Source organism: Sphingomonas sp. NY01 (assembly GCF_038809135.1).
Classification (GTDB): domain Bacteria; phylum Pseudomonadota; class Alphaproteobacteria; order Sphingomonadales; family Sphingomonadaceae; genus Sphingomonas; species Sphingomonas carotinifaciens.
Genome location: NZ_CP101722.1, coordinates 1,902,663 through 1,921,700, shown reverse-complemented (window position 1 = coordinate 1,921,700; position 19,038 = coordinate 1,902,663). Strand labels below are relative to the sequence as shown.

22 protein-coding genes, 1 tRNA gene and 1 pseudogene are annotated in these 19,038 nt (G+C 65.5%); 16 read left to right on the top strand and 8 right to left on the bottom strand.

The window, feature by feature from the left end; all coding sequences use genetic code 11:
- Positions 1-4: 4 nt before the first annotated feature.
- Positions 5-1,090 (bottom strand): aldose epimerase family protein, encoded by a 1,086-nt coding sequence (locus tag NPJ82_RS09435; RefSeq protein WP_342657165.1) that lies wholly within the window; start codon positions 1,088-1,090, stop codon positions 5-7.
- Between the two features lie 61 nt (positions 1,091-1,151).
- Positions 1,152-2,479, bottom strand: a pseudogene (locus NPJ82_RS09430) (FAD-dependent oxidoreductase).
- A 219-nt stretch (positions 2,480-2,698) separates the two neighbouring features.
- On the opposite strand from NPJ82_RS09430, the gene NPJ82_RS09425 reads away from it, so the two are divergent.
- The 3 genes from NPJ82_RS09425 to NPJ82_RS09415 are packed head-to-tail and all read left to right on the top strand — an operon-like array spanning position 2,699 to position 4,143.
- Positions 2,699-2,899 (top strand): hypothetical protein, encoded by a 201-nt coding sequence (locus NPJ82_RS09425; RefSeq protein ID WP_342657164.1) that lies wholly within the window; start codon positions 2,699-2,701, stop codon positions 2,897-2,899.
- A gap of 24 nt (positions 2,900-2,923) precedes the next feature.
- Positions 2,924-3,637, top strand: a complete 714-nt coding sequence (locus NPJ82_RS09420) for a cytochrome c oxidase assembly protein (RefSeq protein ID WP_342657163.1) — start codon at positions 2,924-2,926, stop codon at positions 3,635-3,637.
- Positions 3,634-4,143 carry a CopD family protein gene (locus NPJ82_RS09415; protein WP_342657162.1) on the top strand — a complete coding sequence of 170 codons (510 nt, stop codon included), beginning with the start codon at positions 3,634-3,636 and terminating at the stop codon, positions 4,141-4,143. Before NPJ82_RS09420 ends, NPJ82_RS09415 begins: the two co-directional genes overlap by 4 nt.
- Here the strand turns inward: NPJ82_RS09415 and NPJ82_RS09410 are convergent.
- Positions 4,113-4,622, bottom strand: a complete 510-nt coding sequence (locus NPJ82_RS09410; protein WP_342657161.1) for a DUF2231 domain-containing protein — start codon at positions 4,620-4,622, stop codon at positions 4,113-4,115. The genes NPJ82_RS09415 and NPJ82_RS09410 overlap by 31 nt on opposite strands.
- A gap of 36 nt (positions 4,623-4,658) precedes the next feature.
- Here NPJ82_RS09410 and NPJ82_RS09405 point away from each other — a divergent pair, with 36 nt between their 5' ends.
- From NPJ82_RS09405 to NPJ82_RS09385, 5 genes are read left to right on the top strand one after another with little or no spacing between them, the layout of a single operon-like run.
- Positions 4,659-5,333, top strand: a complete 675-nt coding sequence (locus NPJ82_RS09405) for a cytochrome B (RefSeq protein ID WP_342657160.1) — start codon at positions 4,659-4,661, stop codon at positions 5,331-5,333.
- On the top strand, positions 5,330-7,780 hold the full coding sequence (gene ctaD / locus NPJ82_RS09400; RefSeq protein WP_342657159.1) for a cytochrome c oxidase subunit I: 2,451 nt from the start codon (positions 5,330-5,332) through the stop codon (positions 7,778-7,780). Before NPJ82_RS09405 ends, ctaD begins: the two co-directional genes overlap by 4 nt.
- Positions 7,777-8,088 (top strand): hypothetical protein, encoded by a 312-nt coding sequence (locus NPJ82_RS09395; RefSeq protein WP_342657158.1) that lies wholly within the window; start codon positions 7,777-7,779, stop codon positions 8,086-8,088. Before ctaD ends, NPJ82_RS09395 begins: the two co-directional genes overlap by 4 nt.
- 17 nt (positions 8,089-8,105) lie before the next feature.
- Complete coding sequence (locus NPJ82_RS09390; RefSeq protein WP_342657157.1) at positions 8,106-8,840, top strand: hypothetical protein; 735 nt, start codon at positions 8,106-8,108, stop codon at positions 8,838-8,840.
- Between the two features lie 28 nt (positions 8,841-8,868).
- The gene (locus NPJ82_RS09385) at positions 8,869-9,897 is read left to right on the top strand and encodes a patatin-like phospholipase family protein (RefSeq protein ID WP_342657156.1); all 1,029 of its coding nucleotides are present in this window, start codon (positions 8,869-8,871) and stop codon (positions 9,895-9,897) included.
- A 31-nt stretch (positions 9,898-9,928) separates the two neighbouring features.
- Here NPJ82_RS09385 and NPJ82_RS09380 read toward each other — a convergent pair.
- Positions 9,929-10,005, bottom strand: a tRNA-Pro gene (locus NPJ82_RS09380).
- Positions 10,006-10,178: 173 nt separating this feature from the next.
- Between NPJ82_RS09380 and ahpC the strand changes: the two genes are divergently transcribed.
- From ahpC to NPJ82_RS09365, 3 genes are all read left to right on the top strand, one after another.
- Positions 10,179-10,742, top strand: coding sequence for an alkyl hydroperoxide reductase subunit C (gene ahpC, locus NPJ82_RS09375; protein WP_112384116.1), 564 nt, complete (start codon positions 10,179-10,181; stop codon positions 10,740-10,742).
- A 71-nt stretch (positions 10,743-10,813) separates the two neighbouring features.
- Positions 10,814-12,400 (top strand): alkyl hydroperoxide reductase subunit F, encoded by a 1,587-nt coding sequence (gene ahpF, locus NPJ82_RS09370; protein ID WP_342657155.1) that lies wholly within the window; start codon positions 10,814-10,816, stop codon positions 12,398-12,400.
- 218 nt (positions 12,401-12,618) lie between these two features.
- A complete protein-coding gene (locus NPJ82_RS09365; RefSeq protein ID WP_342657154.1) occupies positions 12,619-13,128 on the top strand; it encodes an NUDIX domain-containing protein in 510 nt (169 codons plus the stop codon).
- Here the strand turns inward: NPJ82_RS09365 and NPJ82_RS09360 are convergent.
- On the bottom strand, positions 13,065-14,345 hold the full coding sequence (locus tag NPJ82_RS09360) for a hypothetical protein (RefSeq protein ID WP_342657153.1): 1,281 nt from the start codon (positions 14,343-14,345) through the stop codon (positions 13,065-13,067). The two genes, NPJ82_RS09365 and NPJ82_RS09360, sit on opposite strands and share 64 nt — an antisense overlap.
- A gap of 470 nt (positions 14,346-14,815) precedes the next feature.
- On the opposite strand from NPJ82_RS09360, the gene NPJ82_RS09355 reads away from it, so the two are divergent.
- The 3 genes from NPJ82_RS09355 (at position 14,816) to NPJ82_RS09345 (ending at position 16,326) form a co-directional block, all read left to right on the top strand.
- Positions 14,816-15,646 (top strand): NYN domain-containing protein, encoded by an 831-nt coding sequence (locus tag NPJ82_RS09355; RefSeq protein WP_342657152.1) that lies wholly within the window; start codon positions 14,816-14,818, stop codon positions 15,644-15,646.
- Between the two features lie 136 nt (positions 15,647-15,782).
- Positions 15,783-16,055 carry a hypothetical protein gene (locus NPJ82_RS09350; protein ID WP_342657151.1) on the top strand — a complete coding sequence of 91 codons (273 nt, stop codon included), beginning with the start codon at positions 15,783-15,785 and terminating at the stop codon, positions 16,053-16,055.
- A gap of 73 nt (positions 16,056-16,128) precedes the next feature.
- Entirely contained in the window at positions 16,129-16,326 is a 198-nt protein-coding gene (locus NPJ82_RS09345; protein ID WP_342657150.1) for a hypothetical protein, read from the top strand.
- Between the two features lie 61 nt (positions 16,327-16,387).
- Here NPJ82_RS09345 and NPJ82_RS09340 read toward each other — a convergent pair whose 3' ends face one another.
- On the bottom strand, positions 16,388-16,699 hold the full coding sequence (locus tag NPJ82_RS09340; protein ID WP_342657149.1) for a hypothetical protein: 312 nt from the start codon (positions 16,697-16,699) through the stop codon (positions 16,388-16,390).
- Here NPJ82_RS09340 and NPJ82_RS09335 point away from each other — a divergent pair.
- Together NPJ82_RS09335 and NPJ82_RS09330 are read left to right on the top strand one after the other, a co-directional pair.
- Positions 16,698-16,904 (top strand): hypothetical protein, encoded by a 207-nt coding sequence (locus NPJ82_RS09335; RefSeq protein ID WP_342657148.1) that lies wholly within the window; start codon positions 16,698-16,700, stop codon positions 16,902-16,904. The genes NPJ82_RS09340 and NPJ82_RS09335 overlap by 2 nt on opposite strands.
- A 92-nt stretch (positions 16,905-16,996) precedes the next feature.
- Complete coding sequence (locus tag NPJ82_RS09330; RefSeq protein WP_342657147.1) at positions 16,997-17,689, top strand: hypothetical protein; 693 nt, start codon at positions 16,997-16,999, stop codon at positions 17,687-17,689.
- A gap of 229 nt (positions 17,690-17,918) precedes the next feature.
- Here the strand turns inward: NPJ82_RS09330 and NPJ82_RS09325 are convergent, their stop codons facing one another.
- Both NPJ82_RS09325 and NPJ82_RS09320 read right to left on the bottom strand, forming a co-directional pair.
- The gene (locus NPJ82_RS09325) at positions 17,919-18,362 is read right to left on the bottom strand and encodes a hypothetical protein (protein WP_342657146.1); all 444 of its coding nucleotides are present in this window, start codon (positions 18,360-18,362) and stop codon (positions 17,919-17,921) included.
- A complete protein-coding gene (locus tag NPJ82_RS09320; protein WP_342657145.1) occupies positions 18,359-18,895 on the bottom strand; it encodes a glycosyl hydrolase 108 family protein in 537 nt (178 codons plus the stop codon). Before NPJ82_RS09320 ends, NPJ82_RS09325 begins: the two co-directional genes overlap by 4 nt.
- Positions 18,896-19,038: the final 143 nt, after the last annotated feature.

Sequence of the window (19,038 nt, the reverse complement as noted above, 5' to 3'; positions counted from 1 at the left end):
GCCCTCATCTGCAGGCGTCGTCCTTCCCATCGGTCACGCCGAAGTGGAGGGTCGTCGTCTGCCGATAGGGGCGGGCGGGGGTGAGCAGGGTGGACGGAAAGGCCGGATGGTTCGGCGAGTCCGAGATATGCTGCATCTCCAGCGCGATGCCGTCGCCGGGTTGATAGACGTGACCGCTGGGGCCGGCGTCCTGCCCGTCGATATAGCCGCCGGTATAGGCCTGCACCGAGGGCTCGGTGGTGGCGACCGTCATCGTCCGGCCGGAGACGGGATCGGAGAGACGGGCGACAGGCGCGAGCTTGCCCGCCGGCTTGTCGAACAGCCAGGCATGATTGTAGCCGCGACCGTTCATCGGCGGGGTCGTGCTGTCCAGATCGTCGCCGATGGCGCGGGCGCAGCGGAAATCGAGCGGAGTACCCGCCACAGGCGGCAGCGCGCCGGTCGGGATGCCGGCCGCGTCGGCCGCGACATAGCGCGCGGCGTTCAGCCGTAGCCGCTGGCCGCGCACCGATCCGCTACCTTCACCGGCCAGATTGTAATAGCTGTGGTTGGTAAGGTTGATGACCGTGGGCCTGGTGGTGCGCGCGGTATAATCCATGCGCAGCGTGTTATCCGCCAGGACGTGATAGGTGAGGGTGACCGTGACCTGCCCCGGAAACCCCTGAAAGCCATCGGGGCTGACCAGCGTGAAGGTGGCGCGGTCCTGTTTGCCGGCCGCGCGCGTCACCGTCCAGTCGACGGTGTCGAAGCCCTGGTCGCCGCCGCCGTGGAGGGCGTTCACGCCGTCGTTCGCCGTCAGCTGTATCGTGCGGCCATCCAGCGGAAAGCGTGCGTTGGCGATGCGCCCGGCATAGCGGCCGATGGTCGCGCCGAAGCCGTTCTTGCGCACCTTGGTCCGGTAGTCGGCCGGGGTCGGATAGTCGAGCACGACGTTTGCCATGCGACCATTGCGGTCGGGTACCTCGATCGCGGTGATGATCGCACCTTGCGGGATTACGCGGACGACCATGCCGCGCGCATTGCGCAGCGTGACGGTGGGATCGGCGGCGGACGTTTGCGCGGCAGCGGCAAGCAGGATGGCGATGGTCATGACCGCAAGCGTATCGCGGGGTGCGCCGGCGGGCGAGGTGTTTTTACCTGCGCCGGGCGGGTCATTCCAGCTTTTCGATCGGGCGCGTCCGTGCGGTGACGACATCCGATAACCACAGCCCGGCCGCGCGCGGCGCACCATGGAGGCGCGCCTGATGGCGGCGATAGAGCAGCGCGTGACCGGCTTGAGCGAGGCGACCGCGGAAGAAGCCGTTCTTGATACCGCCCTTGAAGAAGCCGAAATCGCCAAGCGCGCCGTAAGCGTCATAGTCAGCCAGCGACACCAGCGCTCCGGCATCGCGGTAGCGGAAGTCGGGCACGGAGCGGCCGGCGATCATCGCGGGCAGATGCCGGCCGAGATAGACAGCCTGACGAAAGGCGACCTGTGCGGTGGGCGGCAGCGGCGTGTCGGCCCCGTCAGGGGTGAGTGCGGCGCAGTCGCCCAGCGCGAATACCTCCGGTCGACTGGTGCGGCAGTGGGCGTCGATGACGATGCGGCTGGCGGGGCCGCGCTCCAATCCGTCGAGCGACGCGGCGAGCGGCGAGGCGCGGACGCCGGCCGCCCACACGATGAAGTCGGCCGCGATCGCCTCGCCATTTTTCAGGATCAGCGCATCTGCCTCCGCACGGGCGACATCGACATTCAGGCGAACGGTGACGCCGAGTTGTTCCAGACGTTCGCGCGCCGCGGCGGAAACGGGGGCGGGAAGGCGGCCAGCAACCTGTCTCCCTTGTCCAGCAAGGTCACCTGCATGGCGGCGCGGGCACCGTCGATGCCGAAATCATCCACCGTGTCCGCGATCTGGAGCAGTTCGGCGGCGAACTGAACACCCGTCGCGCCGCCGCCCACGATCGCGACACGATGCGGTCGGCCTGCCTGCGCCGCTTGCACCAGCCGGGGGGCCGTGGCGTCGCGATAGGCCACCGCTTCGTGCAGCGTATCGATGTGGCGGGCATGATCGGCGACACCGGGGACACCGAAGTCGTTCGCCTCGCTGCCGACCGCCAGCACCAGCGTGTCATAGGGAAGATGACGCTCGGGCAACAGGGTAAGGCCGTCGCGGTCAAAGGCGTCGACGGTGACGCAGCGCGCATCCAGATCGACGGCGGTGGCGTGGCCGGGATGATAAAGGAAGCCATGTTGGCGCGCCTGCGCCAGATAGGGCACGCCGACACGGGCGACGTCATGCGTGCCGGCCGCGATGCTGTGCAGCATCGGTTTCCAGACATGGGCCGTGGCGAGGTCGATCAGCGCGACGTCCAGTTCCTTGTGCCCGGCCAGCGTGCCGGCGAGGTCCAGTCCGGCGACGCCACCGCCTACGATCAGGACGCGGTGTGCATCACCCTGCCCGGAGGGGCCAAGACCGGCCTTGGCGTTCGTGTCGTTCATCGTCCTGGACCTCCAACATTTTTGTCGATGCCCGGTGCGTCACGCACCCTGGTCCGGTATCGGCGGCGCGGAATATTCGGGCATCGTTTCAGTGCAAACGGTGACCGGGTAGCGATGGGTTCCCATCTTCGGGCCCGTTCGTCAGCATTTCATCGATCAAATTGCCGATTTGTTGTGAACTATCAGTATCGTACCGCTTTGGTTCGATAGATCTGATCGATGATGACGGACGCGACGATCGTTGCCGTTTCATTGCCTGCATGTTTCCCGACCGTTTCCAGTCAACGACATCATCCGAACGTGGATCATCGTGAAAGATCCTGCACCGCCGGCTTCAGCCATCCATTTGAAAACAGGTTGGAACGGGATGCGTCGTTTATCGCCATCACGGCACGCAACCAAAACGACTTTCGTGCGTAGCCAAGGGAACGAACAGGGGGTGTCGTGCTGAATGGAAGCTATTGCGGGCCGTCACCCTTGCCCGGGACGTTGCTGGCGCATTGGAATTTTGATCCTGTTCTGATCGCGGCGTTGATCGGATTGATGCTGCTCGGTCGCAACATGCCGCTGGTGGAGCGACGTTATCTGCTCGGCGCCGTGGCGGCACTGGCCGTTGCGTTCGTTTCGCCCTTATGCGCCCTGTCGGTGGCGTTGTTCTCGGCGAGGGCCGTGCATCACCTCCTGCTGGTCGGTGTGGCGGCGCCGCTGCTGGCGGCATCGGCCGGACGGCGTGTGCGTGTCGGCATGGCGGCCGGACTGGCGGCGGGGACGGCGTCGCTCTGGTTGTGGCACGTACCTGCGCTGTATGATGCCGCGCTGGCCGACAAGGCCCTATACTGGGCGATGCAGGTGACCTTGCTGGGCGGGGCTTGGGCCTTCTGGCGCGCGGTTTTCGTCGCCGCCCCTGCCGTCGCGGCGGCCGGTATCGCAGGTGGCGCGGCGCAGATGGGCATGCTGGGCGCGATCCTGAGTTTCGCGCCGCGGCCGCTTTACGCGAGCCACCTGGCCACGACCATGCCCTATGGCATGGGCCCACTGGGCGATCAGCAACTGGCCGGGCTGTTGATGTGGGTGGTCGGGCTGCTGCCCTATGCGGTCGCAGCCGGCTGGCTGGGGCGGCGTGGCTGGCGGCGGCTTTCACCGGGGGTGCCGGCGTGACGGGGTTCGCCGGCCTGGCGGTTAGCTTCGTCAAGTTCGTGCATATCGCGGCGCTGGTGATCTGGTGCGCCGGCCTGTTCGCGTTGCCGCTGATGCTGGGCAAGCATGAGGCGGGGGAGGCGCAGTCCGATTACGCACGGCTGCGCCTGCTGACGCATGACAGCTATGCCTTTATCGTGACGCCCGCGGCGGTGATCGCGATCGCGGCGGGAACGGCGCTGATCTATCTGCGCGGCGTGTTCGTGCCGTGGATGTTCGCCAAGCTGGTCGCGGTCGGCTTGCTGGTCGCCTTGCACTGCTGGACCGGGCATGTCGTGATGCTGATGAGCGAGCGGCGGGGGAGCTATACGCCGCCATCGCCGGTGCCGCTGCTCACCGGCAGCTTTGCCACGATGATCGCCGTGCTGCTCCTGGTGCTTGGCAAGCCCGTCGTGCCGGATCTCGTGCCCGACTGGCTGACCAAGCCGCAAAACCGTCAACTTCCGGTCGACGAGACACCGATTTGATATTCGAACACCAGCTTGCCACCGTGCCATCCGGTGAAGCCCGTAAAGCCGACCGCGAACAGCGAAAGGAGCAGGCCATAGGGCAGCACGGCCTGTTCATAGCCGGTCAGGCGATAGCCCCAGTTGGCGCCGATGATCGACAGCAGCATGACCGCGATCACGAAATGCGTCCAACTGGCCGAGCGGCTGCGTATGCCGCGGACGAGGAGCAGCTCGGCGGTGCCCGAAAGGCCGGCCAGCAGGCCGAACAGGAAGCCGGCGCCCGCCGCCCACAATCCCGCACGCGCCCAAAATGCATCGCCCGTCCACCAATAAAGGACGTCGGCACCCAGCGTGCAGCTCGTCAGCGCGATCGGAAAGGCGACCAGCATCGCATGGATGGGGTGCCCGGCGACCGCGATCTTGGAATCCGTGCGGTCGAAATGCGGCTTCTCGGTAATCGGGTCGACCAAGCCCCCGTGCAGCGTGTCATCGTTCATGCCGTGTCCCAAAAGCGCCGCGGCGAAATCACGGCCATGGCCGTGACAACGCCGTTGATGCTGATGGGTTGCACGGTGGCGCCGTTGTCGACGCTGGACCCGGCGGGGCCGCATGCCGGCAGCATCGCGCGGCTATGGTGGGTGATGCTGGCGGGGGCGGGCATTCTTTCCGCGCTGGTCTTCGTGTTGCTGGCACTGTCCTTCCGGCGGCGGGCGACGCCCGGCAGAGCGAAAGCGGGGGTGTGGATCGGCGCACTGGGACTGGCGATGCCGGTGGCCGTGTTGGGCGCGCTGCTGGTCTACGCCCTGTTGGCGGGGGTGGCGACGTTGCCGACCCCGGCCGCCGATACGGTGCGGATCGCCGCGGAGTCCCGCCGCTACGGCTGGCGCTTCACGACGACCTCCGGACGCGCGAGCGAAGGGGTGTTGCATATGCCTGCCGGCCGGCCGGTCGATCTGGCGATCACCTCCGTCGATGTTATCCACAGCCTGTGGATACCGCGTCTGGCAGGCAAGATGGATGCGATACCGGGGCACACCAACGTGCTGCGGGTGCGCGCCGACCGGCCCGGCACCTACCGGGGCGAATGTGCCGAATATTGCGGGATCGGGCACAAGGATCACGGCTTCACCGTCATCGCCCATGATGCGGCCGGCTGGGCGGCGTGGGTCGGCGGCGGCACGGCGGGGAACATGGGAGGCGAACGGTGAGGGCGCTGCGGCTGCACAGGACGCTTGACGCCATCTGGCGGACCGAGCCGGGGTGGCGGGGCTGGCTCCGTTCGGTGAACCACTCCGACATCGGCAAGCGTTTCATCATCGCCGCCTTCACCTTCTTTGCGATCGGCGGCGTTCTGGCGATGCTGATCCGCGCGCAACTGGCGACGCCGAACAGCGCGTTCGTGGGGCCGGCCGTCTACAACCAGATCTTCACGATGCACGGCAGCATCATGATGTTCCTGTTCGCCATCCCGATGTTCGAGGGGCTGGCGATGTACATCCTGCCCAAGATGCTGGGCGCGCGCGATCTGGCGTTCCCCCGTCTCTCGTCGCTGGGCTGGTGGTGCTATCTGTTCGGCGGCACCATCATCGTCGGATCGATGCTGGCCGGTGTGGCACCCGATGCGGGCTGGTTCCTGTACCCGCCCCTGTCGGGCAAGCAGTGGACACCGGGGATCAATTCCGACGTCTGGTTGCTCGGCATCACCTTTGTCGAGGTCTCGGCGATGTGCGCGGCCATCGAGATCGCGGTGTCGATCCTGAAGCTGCGCGCCGGCGACATGCGGCTGGACCGGATGCCGATCCTTGCCTGGTATCTGCTGGCGACGGCGGGAATGATGATCTTCGGCTTTCCGCCGCTGATCCTGGGATCGATCCTGCTGGAGGTGGAGCGCGCGTTCGGCTGGCCCTACTACACCGCTGCGCTGGGCGGCGATCCGCTGTTGTGGCAGCACCTGTTCTGGCTGTTCGGCCATCCGGAAGTCTATATCATCTTCCTGCCGGCGGCGGGTGCGGTGTCGACGATATTGCCGGTGATGGCGCGGACCCGGCTGCTCGGATACGGGGCGATCGTCGCTGCGGTACTGGCGCTGGCCTTTCTCAGCTTCGGTCTGTGGGTGCACCACATGTTCACCACCGGCATCCCGCACATGGCGCTGGGCTTCTTTTCGGCCGCCTCGACGCTGGTCGCGATCCCGACGGCGGTTCAGATCTTTGCGTGGCTGGGCACGTTGTGGAACGGGCGGCCCGAGATGAAGCTGCCGATGCTGTACCTGATCGGCTTCTTCATCGTCTTCGTGCTGGGCGGCCTCACCGGCGTGATGCTGGCGGTGGTGCCGTTCGACACACAGGCCCATGATACCGCCTTCGTCACCGCGCATCTGCATTATGTGCTGGTCGGCGGGTTCGTGTTTCCGATGCTGGCGGCGGCCTATTACTGGCTGCCGCACTTTACCGGACGAGGCCGCGTGATGCGGATTGGCGAGGCGGCGTTCTGGCTGATCTTCGTCGGGTTCAACCTGACCTTTTTCGGGATGCACCTGACCGGATTGCTGGGCATGCCCCGGCGGATCGACACCTATTCGGAGGAGATGGGCTGGACGGTGCTGAACCTGATCTCCTCGGTCGGCGGCTTCGTGCAGGCGTTCGGCTTCGCGCTGTTCCTGATCGATGTCGTGCTGAAAACACGGCTGGGGCAGCGCGTCCGGCGGGATCCGTGGAATGCGGACACGCTGGAATGGGCGATGCCGATCCCGGCGCCATCCTACAACTTTGCCAGTCTGGCGCGGGTCTCCAGCCGCGAGCCGCTCGACGACGTGCCCGACCTAGCGGTACGGCTGGCGCGCGGCGACGGGCTGCTGGCAAGCGCCGAGAGCGGCCGGCGCGAGACGCTGGCGGTAGACATGACCACGGGCGCGCCGGAGCATGTCGCGATCCTGCCGGGCAACAGCTGGCTGCCGATTGCGACGGCGGCGACACTGGGCGGATTTTTCCTGCTGATGCTGGCGGGATTATATCTGTTTGCCCCGCTCTTCCTGATCGGGACGGCATGGCTGGTCTGGCGCTGGGCGTGGAGCAATGGCTCGCGCGCGGACATCGGGGCGATCGATGCCGGTGACGGCCTGCGCCTGCCGACCAGTTTCGAAGCACAGGGCACGACGGGGTGGTGGGGCAGCATCTTTGCACTGTCGGCCAGTGCGACGCTCTTCGCCTCGTTGCTGTTCGGCTACGCGTTTTTGTGGACCGTCGCGCCCAACTGGCCGCCGCCGCAACTGACGCAGGCGGCGGTGATCGAGCCCGTTATGGCGATATTGGGTGCGGCTCTGGCGACCTGGGCGGTACGCGTGCGGCGCGCGACGCTGGCCGCAGTGGGGCAGGGGGCGATCCTGCTTGCCCTGGCGGCCTTGATCGCGCTGCGCATGCCGTCGCCGTCGTCGCATGCCTATGCCGCAACGAGCGCTGCGGTAGCGGCATACGGGATCTTCCACGCCGGCGTCGCCATGCTCATGTGGCTGTTCATCCGGGCCAGGAGCCGGGCAGGCTTCCACTCGCCAGCGCGTGATGCCGAGCCAAGGATCGCGACGCTGTGGAGCGATCACGCCGCGGGCGCGGGTGCGTTTGCCGCCGTGTTGCTGGTGATCCCGGGATGGCTGGCATGATCGCGCTGCTGCGCATGAGTGCCGGGTTGATCGGATGGGCGATCGCGTTCTGCCTGTTGTATGCGCTGCACGGCATCGGCTGTGCATCAGGCTGGGCAACCACGCCGGTAATGGGCGCCAGCCTGCACCGCGTGGTTCTGCTGGCGGCGTGGATCGGCAGCGTGGCGGCGACGCTGGCGTTGGCGCTCCGGTGGCGCGAACCCGGCCCGACACTGACAGACCGGGCGGCGGCGGTGCTGGCGTGGGTGGGATGCGCCGCGACGGTGGCCGGGGGCCTGCCGATCCTGCTGGTACCCGATTGTTTGTGATGAGGACGAGACCCCATATGATGCATCGCATTGCCTTGGGTGCCGCAGCGCTGCTGTTTACGGCACCGGCAGAGGCACAGATGTTCGTCGATCTGTTCGCCGGGCGGTCCCTGCCCGAGGCGCAGCCGGCGACGATCACCGCGAACGAGGCGCGGGTGAACGACACCGTCGTGCCGGCGCAGTTGCGGGTCGACGTACGACGCCTGAACCCCAGCAACTCCACGATCTTCGGTGCGCGTGTCGGCTTCTGGTCCGGCGCGGTTGGGGTGGCGGCGGATGCCTCCACGCTCGACCCCGACATCCGGCGGCAGACGGTGCGTGCGACGGCCAATCTACGCTTTGACGAGACGGTGTTCGGCGAACGGGTGGTGATCGACCCCGGTCGCGATGTCACGGTGGACGTGCCGCATCTCGGGGTGCCGACGACGGCAACCTTTGCGCTGCTCGCCATGGCGCGCCTGCCGCGGGACAGAGGGGTGCAGCCCTATGCGTTTGCCGGGCCCGCCTATCTGATCACCGACAGCGACCTTTCCGGCGATTGGGGGCTGCGGGCCGGTGGCGGTCTGCGGTTACCCTTGTCGGGTCGTTTCTCGCTGTTCGGCGAGTATCGCTATACACAGGTCGAGGCGTCTGCGGTGGCGGGTCGGATCAGCGGCAGCGTGCAGGGCGTGACCGCCGACAGCGGCGCCATCACCGTATCCACCCGGTTGCGCAACCATGCCGCCGTCGGCGGGCTGAGCATCCGGCTGTAACCCAATCCCATCTACAGGAAGGCGCAGCATGACCGACAAGGCCGCTTCGAAGCCGCGCGTCGCCCTCGCTTTGCAGGGTGGCGGCGCACACGGTGCCTATACCCGTGGCGTGATCGAGCGGCTGCTGGAAGCCGATATCGAGATCGTTTCGGTCAGCGGTGCCAGCGCCGGTGCGCTGAACGGGGCGGCCTTGGTCGCTGGCCTTGCCGAAGATGGTCCGGCTGGCGCCAGGGCAGCGCTGGAGCGCTTATGGCATCAGGTCAGCCGTGAGTCGCCGCTGCGTGTGTTCGACATGGCGTCTTTCCTGCTGCCCTTTGCCGAGCCGTGGCTGACACGTGGGCTGGAGTGGAGCAAGCTGACCAGCCGCTACATGGCGCCGTTCGTGCCGGGGCTGCGCGACATGTCCGCGCTGCGCCGGGTGGTGGGGGCAAGTATCGACCTGACGCAGTTAACCCGTCCCGGTGCGATCCCGCTGCACGTATCGGCGACGCGGGTGCACGATGGGCAGGCACGGCTGTTCGCGGGCGCGGAGGTCACGCTCGATGCGCTGATGGCATCGGCCTGCCTGCCCGATCTGTTTGCGGCGGTTCGTATCGACGGAGACGATTATTGGGATGGCGGATTTTCCGCCAATCCGGCGCTGGAGCCGCTGATCTTTGCCGATGACGGTGCCACCGACCTGCTGGTCGTGCAGGTGACGCCCTTTGCGGTGGAGGATGCGGGCGACACGCTCCCCGCCACGATCCGGCGGGTCAGCGACATCAGCTTCAATGCCTGCCTGATGCGCGATCTGAAGGCGCTGGTGCAGGTGCAGCAACTGGCACGCGCACACGACCTGACGGACGGCAAGGTCGGGCAATTGGCGGCGATGCACCTGCACCTGATGACGCCGGCGCCCGGCCTTGCCACACGCGGCACGGCGAGCAAGCTCGACACACGCGCCTCTGCCCTCCAGGAATTGCGCGCCATGGGCCATGCGCAAGCCGATGCATGGCTAGAAAGGACAGGCTTCGGCCCGGACGAAGCGCTGCGCCATGTGACGGAGGTGGTGGCTTGACTGGGCGCGTCGATCTTTGACGCAGGATGGATGGTCGGGGAGACAGGATTCGAACCTGCGACATCCTGCTCCCAAAGCAGGCGCGCTACCAGACTGCGCCACTCCCCGACGCGGTGGACAGGCGCCTAGGACGGCCGGGCGTTCAGCGCAAGCCTTATGAACCAGGAAGCGCACCCGACACGTTAAATCGCTCGCGTCTGCTACAGATATCGGCAATTCCTGTTTGCCGCTGCGCCGCAGCATCACCATGTGCAGTGCACCAATTCAGAAAGGGAAAAGCCATGTCTCTCATCGGCACCAGCATCAAGCCGTTCACCGCTCAGGCGTATCGCGAGGGCAAGTTCCTGACCGTCACCGACGCGGACGTGAAGGGCAAGTGGGCCGTGTTCTTCTTCTACCCGGCGGACTTCACTTTCGTGTGCCCGACCGAGCTGGAAGACCTGGCCGACAATTATGACACGTTCCAGAAGATGGGCGTGGAGATCTATTCGGTGTCGACCGACACGCATTTCAGCCACAAGGCCTGGCATGACACCTCGCCCGCGATCGGCAAGATCAACTTCACCATGATCGGTGATCCCTCGGGTGTCGTGACCAACAACTTCGAAGTCATGCGTGCAGGCCAAGGTCTGGCGGATCGCGGCACCTTTGTCGTGGATCCTGAGGGCGTCATCCAGCTCGTCGAGATCACGTCGGAAGGCGTCGGTCGCAACGCGATGGAACTGCTCCGCAAGGTCAAGGCCGCGCAGTACATTGCCGCGCATCCGGGCGAAGTTTGCCCCGCAAAGTGGGAAGAGGGCGAAGAAACGCTCGCTCCCTCGCTCGACCTCGTCGGCAAGATCTGAGCCGACATGCGCGGGGCCGGCATCGTCGCCAGCCCCGCGCCACCATTCCGTTTATCCCCAGGACCCTGCACATGCTCGACGCGAACCTGAAGACCCAGCTGAAGACCTATCTTGCGAATATTGTCCAGCCGATCGAGTTGGTGGCGTCGTTGGATGGGTCGGCGAAGTCGGGGGAGTTGGAGGCGTTGCTGGGAGAGATCGCGGCGCTGTCCGATGTGGTGTCCTATGTACGGGGCGACGAGGAGGCGCGGCGGCCGTCCTTCCTGATCCGGCGGGTCGGCACCGATGTGTCTGTGCGCTTTGCCGGAATTCCGATGGGGCATGAGTTCACCTCGCTGGTCCTGGCGCTGCTTCAGGTCGGTGGGCATCCCTCGAAGCTGGCGCAGGAGGTGATCGAGCAGGTCCAGGCGCTGGACGGCGACTTTGCATTCGAATCCTATTTTTCGCTGTCGTGCCAGAACTGCCCCGACGTGGTGCAGGCGCTGAACCTGATGAGCGTGCTGAACCCGCGCATCCGCCACGTCGCGATCGAGGGCGGGCTGTTCCAGGACGAGGTGACGGCGCGCCAGATCATGTCGGTGCCGGCGATCTTCCTGAACGGCGAGCCGTTCGGTCAGGGCCGGATGAACGTCGAGCAGATCCTGGCCAAGCTGGACACGGGCAGCAGCGCGCGGGCCGCGGAGAAGATCAGCGCCAAGGCGCCGTTCGACGTGCTGGTCGTAGGCGGCGGCCCCGCCGGCGCCTCGGCCGCGATCTATGCGGCGCGCAAGGGCATCCGCACCGCGATCGCCGCGGAGCGGGTCGGCGGGCAGGTGCTGGACACCATGTCGATCGAGAACTTCATTTCCGTGCCGCATACTGAGGGACCGCGTCTGGCGGGTGATCTGGAGCGGCACGTGGCCGAGTACGGCGTCGACGTGATGAACCTGCAACGCGCCGAGACGCTGATCCCCGCAGCCGAGGAAGGTGGCCTGCACGAGGTGCGGTTGCACAGCGGCGCGTCGCTGAAGGCGCGGACGGTGATCCTGGCGACGGGTGCGCGCTGGCGGCAGATGAACGTGCCCGGCGAGGACGCGTATCGCAACAAGGGCGTGACCTATTGCCCGCACTGCGACGGGCCGCTGTTCAAGGGCAAGCGCGTGGCCGTGATAGGCGGCGGCAATTCGGGCGTCGAGGCGGCGATCGATCTGGCCGGTGTCGTGGCGCATGTGACGCTGATCGAATATGCCAGCGATCTGCGCGCCGATGCCGTGTTGCAGCGCAAGCTGGCGAGCCTGCCCAACGTGAAGGTCATCACCTCCGCGCTGACCACCGAGGTGACCGGCGACGGCACGCGGGTGACCGGGCTGACCTACAAGGATCGCAATCACGACAGCGTCCACCAGATCGAACTGGAGGGCATCTTCGTCCAGATCGGCCTGGTGCCCAACACCGAGTGGCTGCGCGATACGGTTGCGCTGACCCCGCACGGCGAGATCGAGGTCGACCACCGCGGCGAGACGTCGCGGCCCGGCATCTTCGGCGCGGGCGACGTGACGACGGTACCCTACAAGCAGATCGTGATCGCGGTGGGCGAGGGGTCGAAGGCCTCCCTGTCGGCGTTCGATTATCTGATCCGCCTGCCGGCCGATGCGCCGGTGGAGGCGATCGCGGCCTGAGCCCGAGCCCCAGCGGGTAAGAGCCCGTTTGAGACCTCGCCAATGGGCGATTTTCGAGGCGGCTCCGGCCCGCTTCTCCTCCCGGCCACCCACAGAGCATCCTTGATGGGTGGCCGGGAGGGGGAGCGGGCCGGAGCCGCAAAACGTGGCCGCTGCACGTTTTCAAACAGCCTCTAAGCGCTTGGCGTCGGGGCTTCGTTTCGGTACCCGCTGCGTCCATGATCCTGATCCAGCGGACGGGCTGGCGGGCCGCGGGCCCCCGCATCGCACTCAACGGCTTCCAGGCGCTACGCCGCGCCTGGTGGCGGATGACGACGCCCGAGACGCGGGGCAGCCGGGGCATCTGCCTGACGCCCGAGGGGCGCCTGATCCTGGTGAAGCACAGTTACAAGCGTGGCTGGTATCTGCCCGGCGGCGCCATCGATGCGGGCGAGGACGCGCTCACCGCGCTTCTGCGCGAATTGCGCGAGGAAATCGGGATGGTCCGTCACGGCGCCGCGCGGCACCTTTACGACGTCCGGCACAATCCCGACCACAAGCGCGACCATCAGGCCGTGTTTCTGGTGGAAGATGTCGTGATCGAACCGCGGCTGTCGCTGGAGATCGAGGCGATCGGCGCCTTTTTGCCGGATGCGCTGCCCGGCGACCTGCACCCGGCCACCCGTTACCGGGTGGAGCGGTGGAGGACGGGCGGGACCGAGGGTTCGGCACCGGTGCCGAGCGAGTGAAGATGGTCGCCCGCCGGGTGGGCCACGGTCCCGCACCGGGCCGCATAGCGCGTCGCCACCACCTGCACGCACCGATGAACCAGCCCCATGGCGGCGAAGCACATGAGGCCGTAAACCAGGTAGGAATAGCGCGGGATCGGCTGGACCAGGGCATAGGGCAGGGCGGTCGCCAGCACGAACACGCCGATCGGCGTCAGCCGGAACCGACGCGAGAGCGCATCGAACAGCAACGCCGCAAAGCCGAGCAGGTTGACCAGCGACAGGATGATCGGGCGCGCGTCGGCGCGGTGATTGTCGCCCGATTGCCAGACCTGCGGAAAGAAGAACGCTGCGTAATGGCGCAGGGCCAGCCGCGCGAAGGCCATCGGGTGGTCGGTCACCCACCTCCATGCCGCGTGTCCGAGCATGCGCGAATAGGCGACCTCGCCCCCCGCCGCCCGGAGCCGCGCGCGTGCGGCGACGCTGCGATAGGGGTGGATCCGGGCGTAGTTGCGTTCATAGGCCACGCTGGAGGGGCGCCCGCTGCCCACCGCCGGGTCGATGCCGAGGGCGAACTCCAGCCCGAAATTGTCCCGTAACAGGATGGGCGCGCCCATGGCATGGGCATTGCGCATCGCCCAGGGCGTGACCATCAGCGCGAGTGCAACTGCCGCCGAGCCACCGAGAAGCACCACCCGGCGCCCAGGCAGGCACGGTCTCGCGGTCATGATCCAGGTCGCGACGATACCGAGCCCCGCCGGTGGGCTGACAAAGAAGGTGAATGCTGCGAGTGTCCCCGCGCCGATCGTTCGTGCGGGCGAGAGGACTTCGCCATTTCGCACGCGTCCGATTGCCAGCAGCCCGCAACAGCTCAGCACCACCGCAAGCGCTCCTTCCCAGAAGCGGAAGTCGATGAGCTCCTCCTTGGCGAAGATCGGAACGAGGCAGAAGAAGACAAGGCCGACGTGCCGTGCAGCCGGCGGTGACCCCAGCCGGGCATAGACACGGTCGATCAGCAGCAGACCGACCGCGAACTGGACCAGTGCGCCGATCAGAAGCACGGTCAACGCGGCCGACGAATGCGCGCCGAACAGGAAAAGGACGCCGCCCACGAGCAGCGGCATCACCGGCATCAGATGTGCGGTCGGGCCCATGCCCGGAAACGCATCGGCAAAGCCGCCCCCGGTGGCGAGGCTGATCGCCACCCGCGTCGCTTCGCCCGCCTCGACCATGATCATCGGACCGCGACCATGATAGATCATGATCAGGCGAATCAGGACGCCCAGGCACAACAACCATGGCGTGAGCCCGAAATTATCGTTTGCCGCCCGATGCTTGCTATGCGGCCGCTCCCCGGTGGGACCGGCGCCTCCCCAAAGTCTCATAACGTGGGTTAGCGAATCGCGGGGTGGGAGGGAATGGGGGTGGTGGGCCCGGCACCTATCAGACTGCACTTATTTTTCCGCAGTTTTGCGTCAGTTTAGATCGCCGTATCCGAGAAGATACCCCCATGGATACCCCCAAGAGAACACACATACCTGTGGTGCCGCATCTCAATGTCCGCCCGCATCGATCCCCGCAGGGGCGCTTCGCAAGCCAGCATGGATGTTGATTCGGTCCTACGCCTAGATCATGGATGTTCTGCAGATGGTTAAATCGTCCGCTATCCGTGTCAGATGGTGCTACGGCTTGGAAACAAGGATTTAGCGTGTCAGGAATTTCCTACGCCCCCCGCCCCAGGGTGACCTATCTGTTCATTGATGCAGGCTGTCTGCGCGCCGCCGTCGAAAGCATAAGCGAGCGCATGTTGGGTGACCGCTTTGCGGCCAAGCTCAACATGGCAGCGCTTCTCGGTGAACACACGAAGGCCTTCTACTACGACGCGGTACCCGCGCAGGGGCACGCTGAAGACCAGCATGTCTGGCTCGATAGGATCGCACCGCAAATGGACGCAATAAATGCGATCCGGTCTGCGAACGGCTTCCATGCTCAAGTCGGTGATTTGAGAGGTAAGAAGGTCCGACAGAAAAAGGTGGACGTGCAAATCGCAGTCGACATGCTACTCCATACCGTCCGCCAGAATATGGAAAGGTGTACATTGCTGGCGGGAGATGTTGATTTTCAACCACTAATTGAGGCGCTGATTCGAGAGGGCATGTACGTCACCTTATGGCATCCGCCTCATGCGGCCGCGGATCTAACCCATTCGGCAGATAGCCGCCAAGTACTCGATGCCGCTGGCCTCAAGCACGTCTTGCTAACACCTGACGGGTATCCACTCATTCCAGACGCAAGCTTTGCGTCCCGACCTTGGAACAAGGGGCCTGCCTTGTTCGAATGGAAGCACGAGGGAATGCCGCTGGAGGTGGCAAGGATCGGAACGTCGTGGATTGTGGAACGACTTTCATCACGAGATCCGGACGTTGCCGACCGTGTCATTCATCCTACGCTGCGGGTGGCGTTAGGTGCGGCTGATTTGTATTGGAACGCTCCAGCGCCACCAGAGGCAATGGCAGTAGAAGCACAGCAGCTCGATTAACAGTCGAGCGGAAACGGCAGATTTGCGCGGTGGCTTCTGACCTTTTCCGCTTCTGTTCACGGTAGGATATCCGGCACACACAGAGGTTTGTCATAATGGGCTGGCGTGTCGAAAAGCGGGTGGTAGGCTGCCTTTCATGAGCACCGATTCTGCTTCGGATCTTGAACGCCTTCGCGGCCTTCGTGAGCGGGTGGCTGAGATTGAACGGGACGAGAGCAGCTACGTCATCGGCGATGTGGACACGACCCAAAGCGTCCTCAAGACGTATCGGGCGCGGATCGCCGGGATTGAGGCGGCCTGGCCAGATAGCCGATTGCTCGACGAGTATCAGCGCACCTCCGGCGGATCAGACAGCGTCTGGGTTGAGGATCTGATCGCAGAGATCCGCCATCGAAACCTCGATTTTTAATCGTATGCAGTGCATCACAGACGAAGCCGCCCGCGAGAACATGGTCCGGTTCGCCTCCGATGGCGGTCGAAGCTTGGCGAACCTGTCGCGCAGCATCGGCCGAAACGATGCTTACCTCCAGCAATATGTCGCGCGCGGCACGCCCCGCCGGTTGCCCGAAGACGAGCGGCGGAAGCTGGCGATGATCCTGCAGGTGGACGAGCGCCTGCTGGGTGCTCGCGACCCATGGAGCCCTGAGGCTGTCATATCAGGGCCCGGCGAACCCGATTGATCCTGCCCGGCGGGCCCGTCGCGTCGGGTGGCGCACAACGTTATCCACAGTTTATACCGGCTTATCCACAGCCTTTTCCCGATCGTGCGTCGTATAACACGTCAGGGCCATCGCAGGATTGATCCGTGTCGGGCTCGATCCAAACTCGCAGCCCGTAATGCTCCAGCGCCTCGTCCGCGATCGCGTGCCCGGAAAGCAGCCGCTCGATCAGGTAGGCAAAGGTCGGTGCCGTGGCGATCCCGCCGCGGGTCACGCCGTAAACGGTGCCTTCGATGATCAGGACGAAGCGGGGAGGGAGGTGCATGGCCGGCCGACTAGAGAACGAATCAGGAACATGGTAGTGGTCGACAACCGGAGTCGGCAAGGAAATCATGATGGCGCAGCATGCCCGGTGCAGGATCTGCACCTCCAATGACGAGGACGCGCTGGTTGATCACATCGCTGGCGCGATCTGGGAAAGCCGCCGACACGGCAGCCTGGACGATCAGCCGTGGTCAGCGGTCCATCCCTACTGGCGGACGATCATGCGCGAGATGGCGGAGACGGCAATCGCTGCTGCGCGCCGGCTCCAAGCTTGATTGATCGTCTGGAGAGTGACGCCTGGATAAGACGTTTGTAAGATCTTCACCGCGTATTGCTGTGTCATCGAACTAGGCGACAGGGAGCGCACATGAACATTAGTGACCGAAAGATCCCGAATGGTACTCTCGTCACTCAGGCGCGGGAGCCGGTAGGTGGTCATATGGGTGTAGCCGCGCTCACACCCCTTGTCTGTAGCGCAATGGCCCGATGGAGCGTCATCGAGAAGAAGCTGGATCAATGGCACACGATCCTGACCGACGCCGACCCGGCAAAGCGTGCGGCCTTCGACGGGCTGAAAGGCTGGGATAGACGTTTCAAAGCGGTGGTCGACGCCGCCTACGAAGCGTTGTTGCCTGAGGAGGCCGATCTTGTGAAGGCTGCCCTGAAGATGGCGGAACGCCCCGCTGGCAAACGCCATGAGCTGGCACACAGCGTTTGGGCGTATGCCGAAGGCTTCGACGAAGATCTGTATCTTATGGGTGGAGAAGTCCAACATGCCAGCGCCAAGGTTATCGTAGATTGCAAGCGCGCAGGACGATCTGACATAGAGATCGACACCTCCCCTATGTACGAGTGCAGCCGTCTCGTGGGCGAAGGTGAGTTGCGGGAGCTAATCGAGGAACTTGATGAAGCTGAAGGCCGGATGGACGATCTTATGTATGGCTACGCATATCCCGCGCATTGCTTCGTCCAGGGATCACAAAACGATCACCGCCGAGCGGTAGCAAACGATCAGGAGTTGCAGGAGCGCGCGAAAAACATCGCGCGCGGACGGCGCTAAGAAGTCCTGCCTGGATGGCGGCCAGCGTGACGAGACCGACTTCTTCCCATGCCTTGGACAGCCGCTCCCTAGAGTTACGCAGCGCGGTGTGTGCGCGCGGCATTAGAGGCAAAGCACGTATCAGCGAGGCCAAGCTTCGATCAGCAGCCGGCGTCGCGCCTCGCATTCGGCAAGGGCGATATCCCCAAGCCGGATCGCGCGCTCGGCATCGGCGCTGGTCATGCTGCCGTCACCCTGGATCGTCAGCGTCGCCGGCCGGCAGGGCGTCAGCGCCGCGCGCGGAGGCTCCGGTATCTTCGGAATGGAGGGCCGCGCGATCTTCGGCGATCCCGCGCACGCGGTCAGGGCCAAGGCAGCGAGCCCGGCCAGCATCAGTCTGGGCATAGGTCCTCACGGTGTCGGTGGATCGGATGATGATGGGCTGCCGGCTGGCGAGGCGGTCGGCATAGGTGGCAGTCGCCTGGGTGATGCGGTCGGCGTGCTGGCGCTCGATGTCGGCCCGCTGCCGCTCCGCGCGCTCGATTTCCGCGGTCCATGCGGTGCGCTCGGCCTCCAGCGTGGCGGTGCGGTCCGCCAGCGTTTCGCGGGTGATTAGCAGGGCAGCGGCAAGGCCGATGATCGGGATCGCCCACCAAAAGCGGCGTAGGAGGGCGAGCGCGCCGGCCGCGGTCATGCCTGCCCCAAGCGGTGCGCCAGCCAGCCGAACAGGAACACCCGCTGCGTGGCGCGCGCCTCCACGATCGAGACGTACCGCTCCCCCTGGAGCGCATCAAGAACGTTCACCAATGCATGCTCGCCGGCTACGCCGCGCGCGCGCTTGAAGTCCTCCAGCGCCGCGATCGTCGCCGGACCGACCGCACCGTCCTGCACGAGTGCTGTGCCGAGCAGCGCATTGAGGGCACGCTGCAGGAAGGCGCCGGCCACCTTCGTGCCCATGTTGATGCCGGTGTCGAACATCTCGGCCGCGACCGTCGGGTATAGAGCCGCCACGGCGTCGAGGCGCGGCGCAAGCCAGTAGATGCGGCGGTAGATGTCCGCGGCCGTGGCGCGGGGCAGGACGCGCATGTCGCCCGCATATCCGTTCGCCCGGGCGACTGTCTGCGTGATGCCCCACCGGGTGGGACCGCCGCGGTCGGCTGCGTGGTTCACGTAATCGCCCTCGCGCGCGATCACCTCATCGACCAACTGCGTGACCGATTTAGCCATCCTTCTTCCTTTCCGTTTGGTGATGCAGCAGCTATTCCCCGCGGACACCGCACGCGGTCTTCCCTTGGCTTGGGACGTGGGCAGTGGGGGCGGCTGTTCGTGGGAAGCGGAGAGCCGCCCCATCGTTGATGGCAACGTATGTG

Bases quoted from the DNA above. Each gene is read 5' to 3' on its own strand.
- NPJ82_RS09435 (WP_342657165.1), bottom strand. From the start codon at position 1,090: ATGACCATCGCCATCCTGCTTGCCGCTGCCGCGCAAACGTCCGCCGCC.
- NPJ82_RS09425 (WP_342657164.1), top strand. From the start codon at position 2,699: ATGATGACGGACGCGACGATCGTTGCCGTTTCATTGCCTGCATGTTTC.
- NPJ82_RS09410 (WP_342657161.1), bottom strand. From the start codon at position 4,622: ATGAACGATGACACGCTGCACGGGGGCTTGGTCGACCCGATTACCGAG.
- NPJ82_RS09405 (WP_342657160.1), top strand. From the start codon at position 4,659: ATGGCCGTGACAACGCCGTTGATGCTGATGGGTTGCACGGTGGCGCCG.
- NPJ82_RS09395 (WP_342657158.1), top strand. From the start codon at position 7,777: ATGATCGCGCTGCTGCGCATGAGTGCCGGGTTGATCGGATGGGCGATC.
- NPJ82_RS09390 (WP_342657157.1), top strand. From the start codon at position 8,106: ATGATGCATCGCATTGCCTTGGGTGCCGCAGCGCTGCTGTTTACGGCA.
- NPJ82_RS09385 (WP_342657156.1), top strand. From the start codon at position 8,869: ATGACCGACAAGGCCGCTTCGAAGCCGCGCGTCGCCCTCGCTTTGCAG.
- ahpC (WP_112384116.1), top strand. From the start codon at position 10,179: ATGTCTCTCATCGGCACCAGCATCAAGCCGTTCACCGCTCAGGCGTAT.
- ahpF (WP_342657155.1), top strand. From the start codon at position 10,814: ATGCTCGACGCGAACCTGAAGACCCAGCTGAAGACCTATCTTGCGAAT.
- NPJ82_RS09365 (WP_342657154.1), top strand. From the start codon at position 12,619: ATGATCCTGATCCAGCGGACGGGCTGGCGGGCCGCGGGCCCCCGCATC.
- NPJ82_RS09360 (WP_342657153.1), bottom strand. From the start codon at position 14,345: ATGATCATGGTCGAGGCGGGCGAAGCGACGCGGGTGGCGATCAGCCTC.
- NPJ82_RS09350 (WP_342657151.1), top strand. From the start codon at position 15,783: ATGAGCACCGATTCTGCTTCGGATCTTGAACGCCTTCGCGGCCTTCGT.
- NPJ82_RS09335 (WP_342657148.1), top strand. From the start codon at position 16,698: ATGATGGCGCAGCATGCCCGGTGCAGGATCTGCACCTCCAATGACGAG.
- NPJ82_RS09340 (WP_342657149.1), bottom strand. From the start codon at position 16,699: ATGATTTCCTTGCCGACTCCGGTTGTCGACCACTACCATGTTCCTGAT.
- NPJ82_RS09330 (WP_342657147.1), top strand. From the start codon at position 16,997: ATGAACATTAGTGACCGAAAGATCCCGAATGGTACTCTCGTCACTCAG.
- NPJ82_RS09325 (WP_342657146.1), bottom strand. From the start codon at position 18,362: ATGACCGCGGCCGGCGCGCTCGCCCTCCTACGCCGCTTTTGGTGGGCG.
- NPJ82_RS09320 (WP_342657145.1), bottom strand. From the start codon at position 18,895: ATGGCTAAATCGGTCACGCAGTTGGTCGATGAGGTGATCGCGCGCGAG.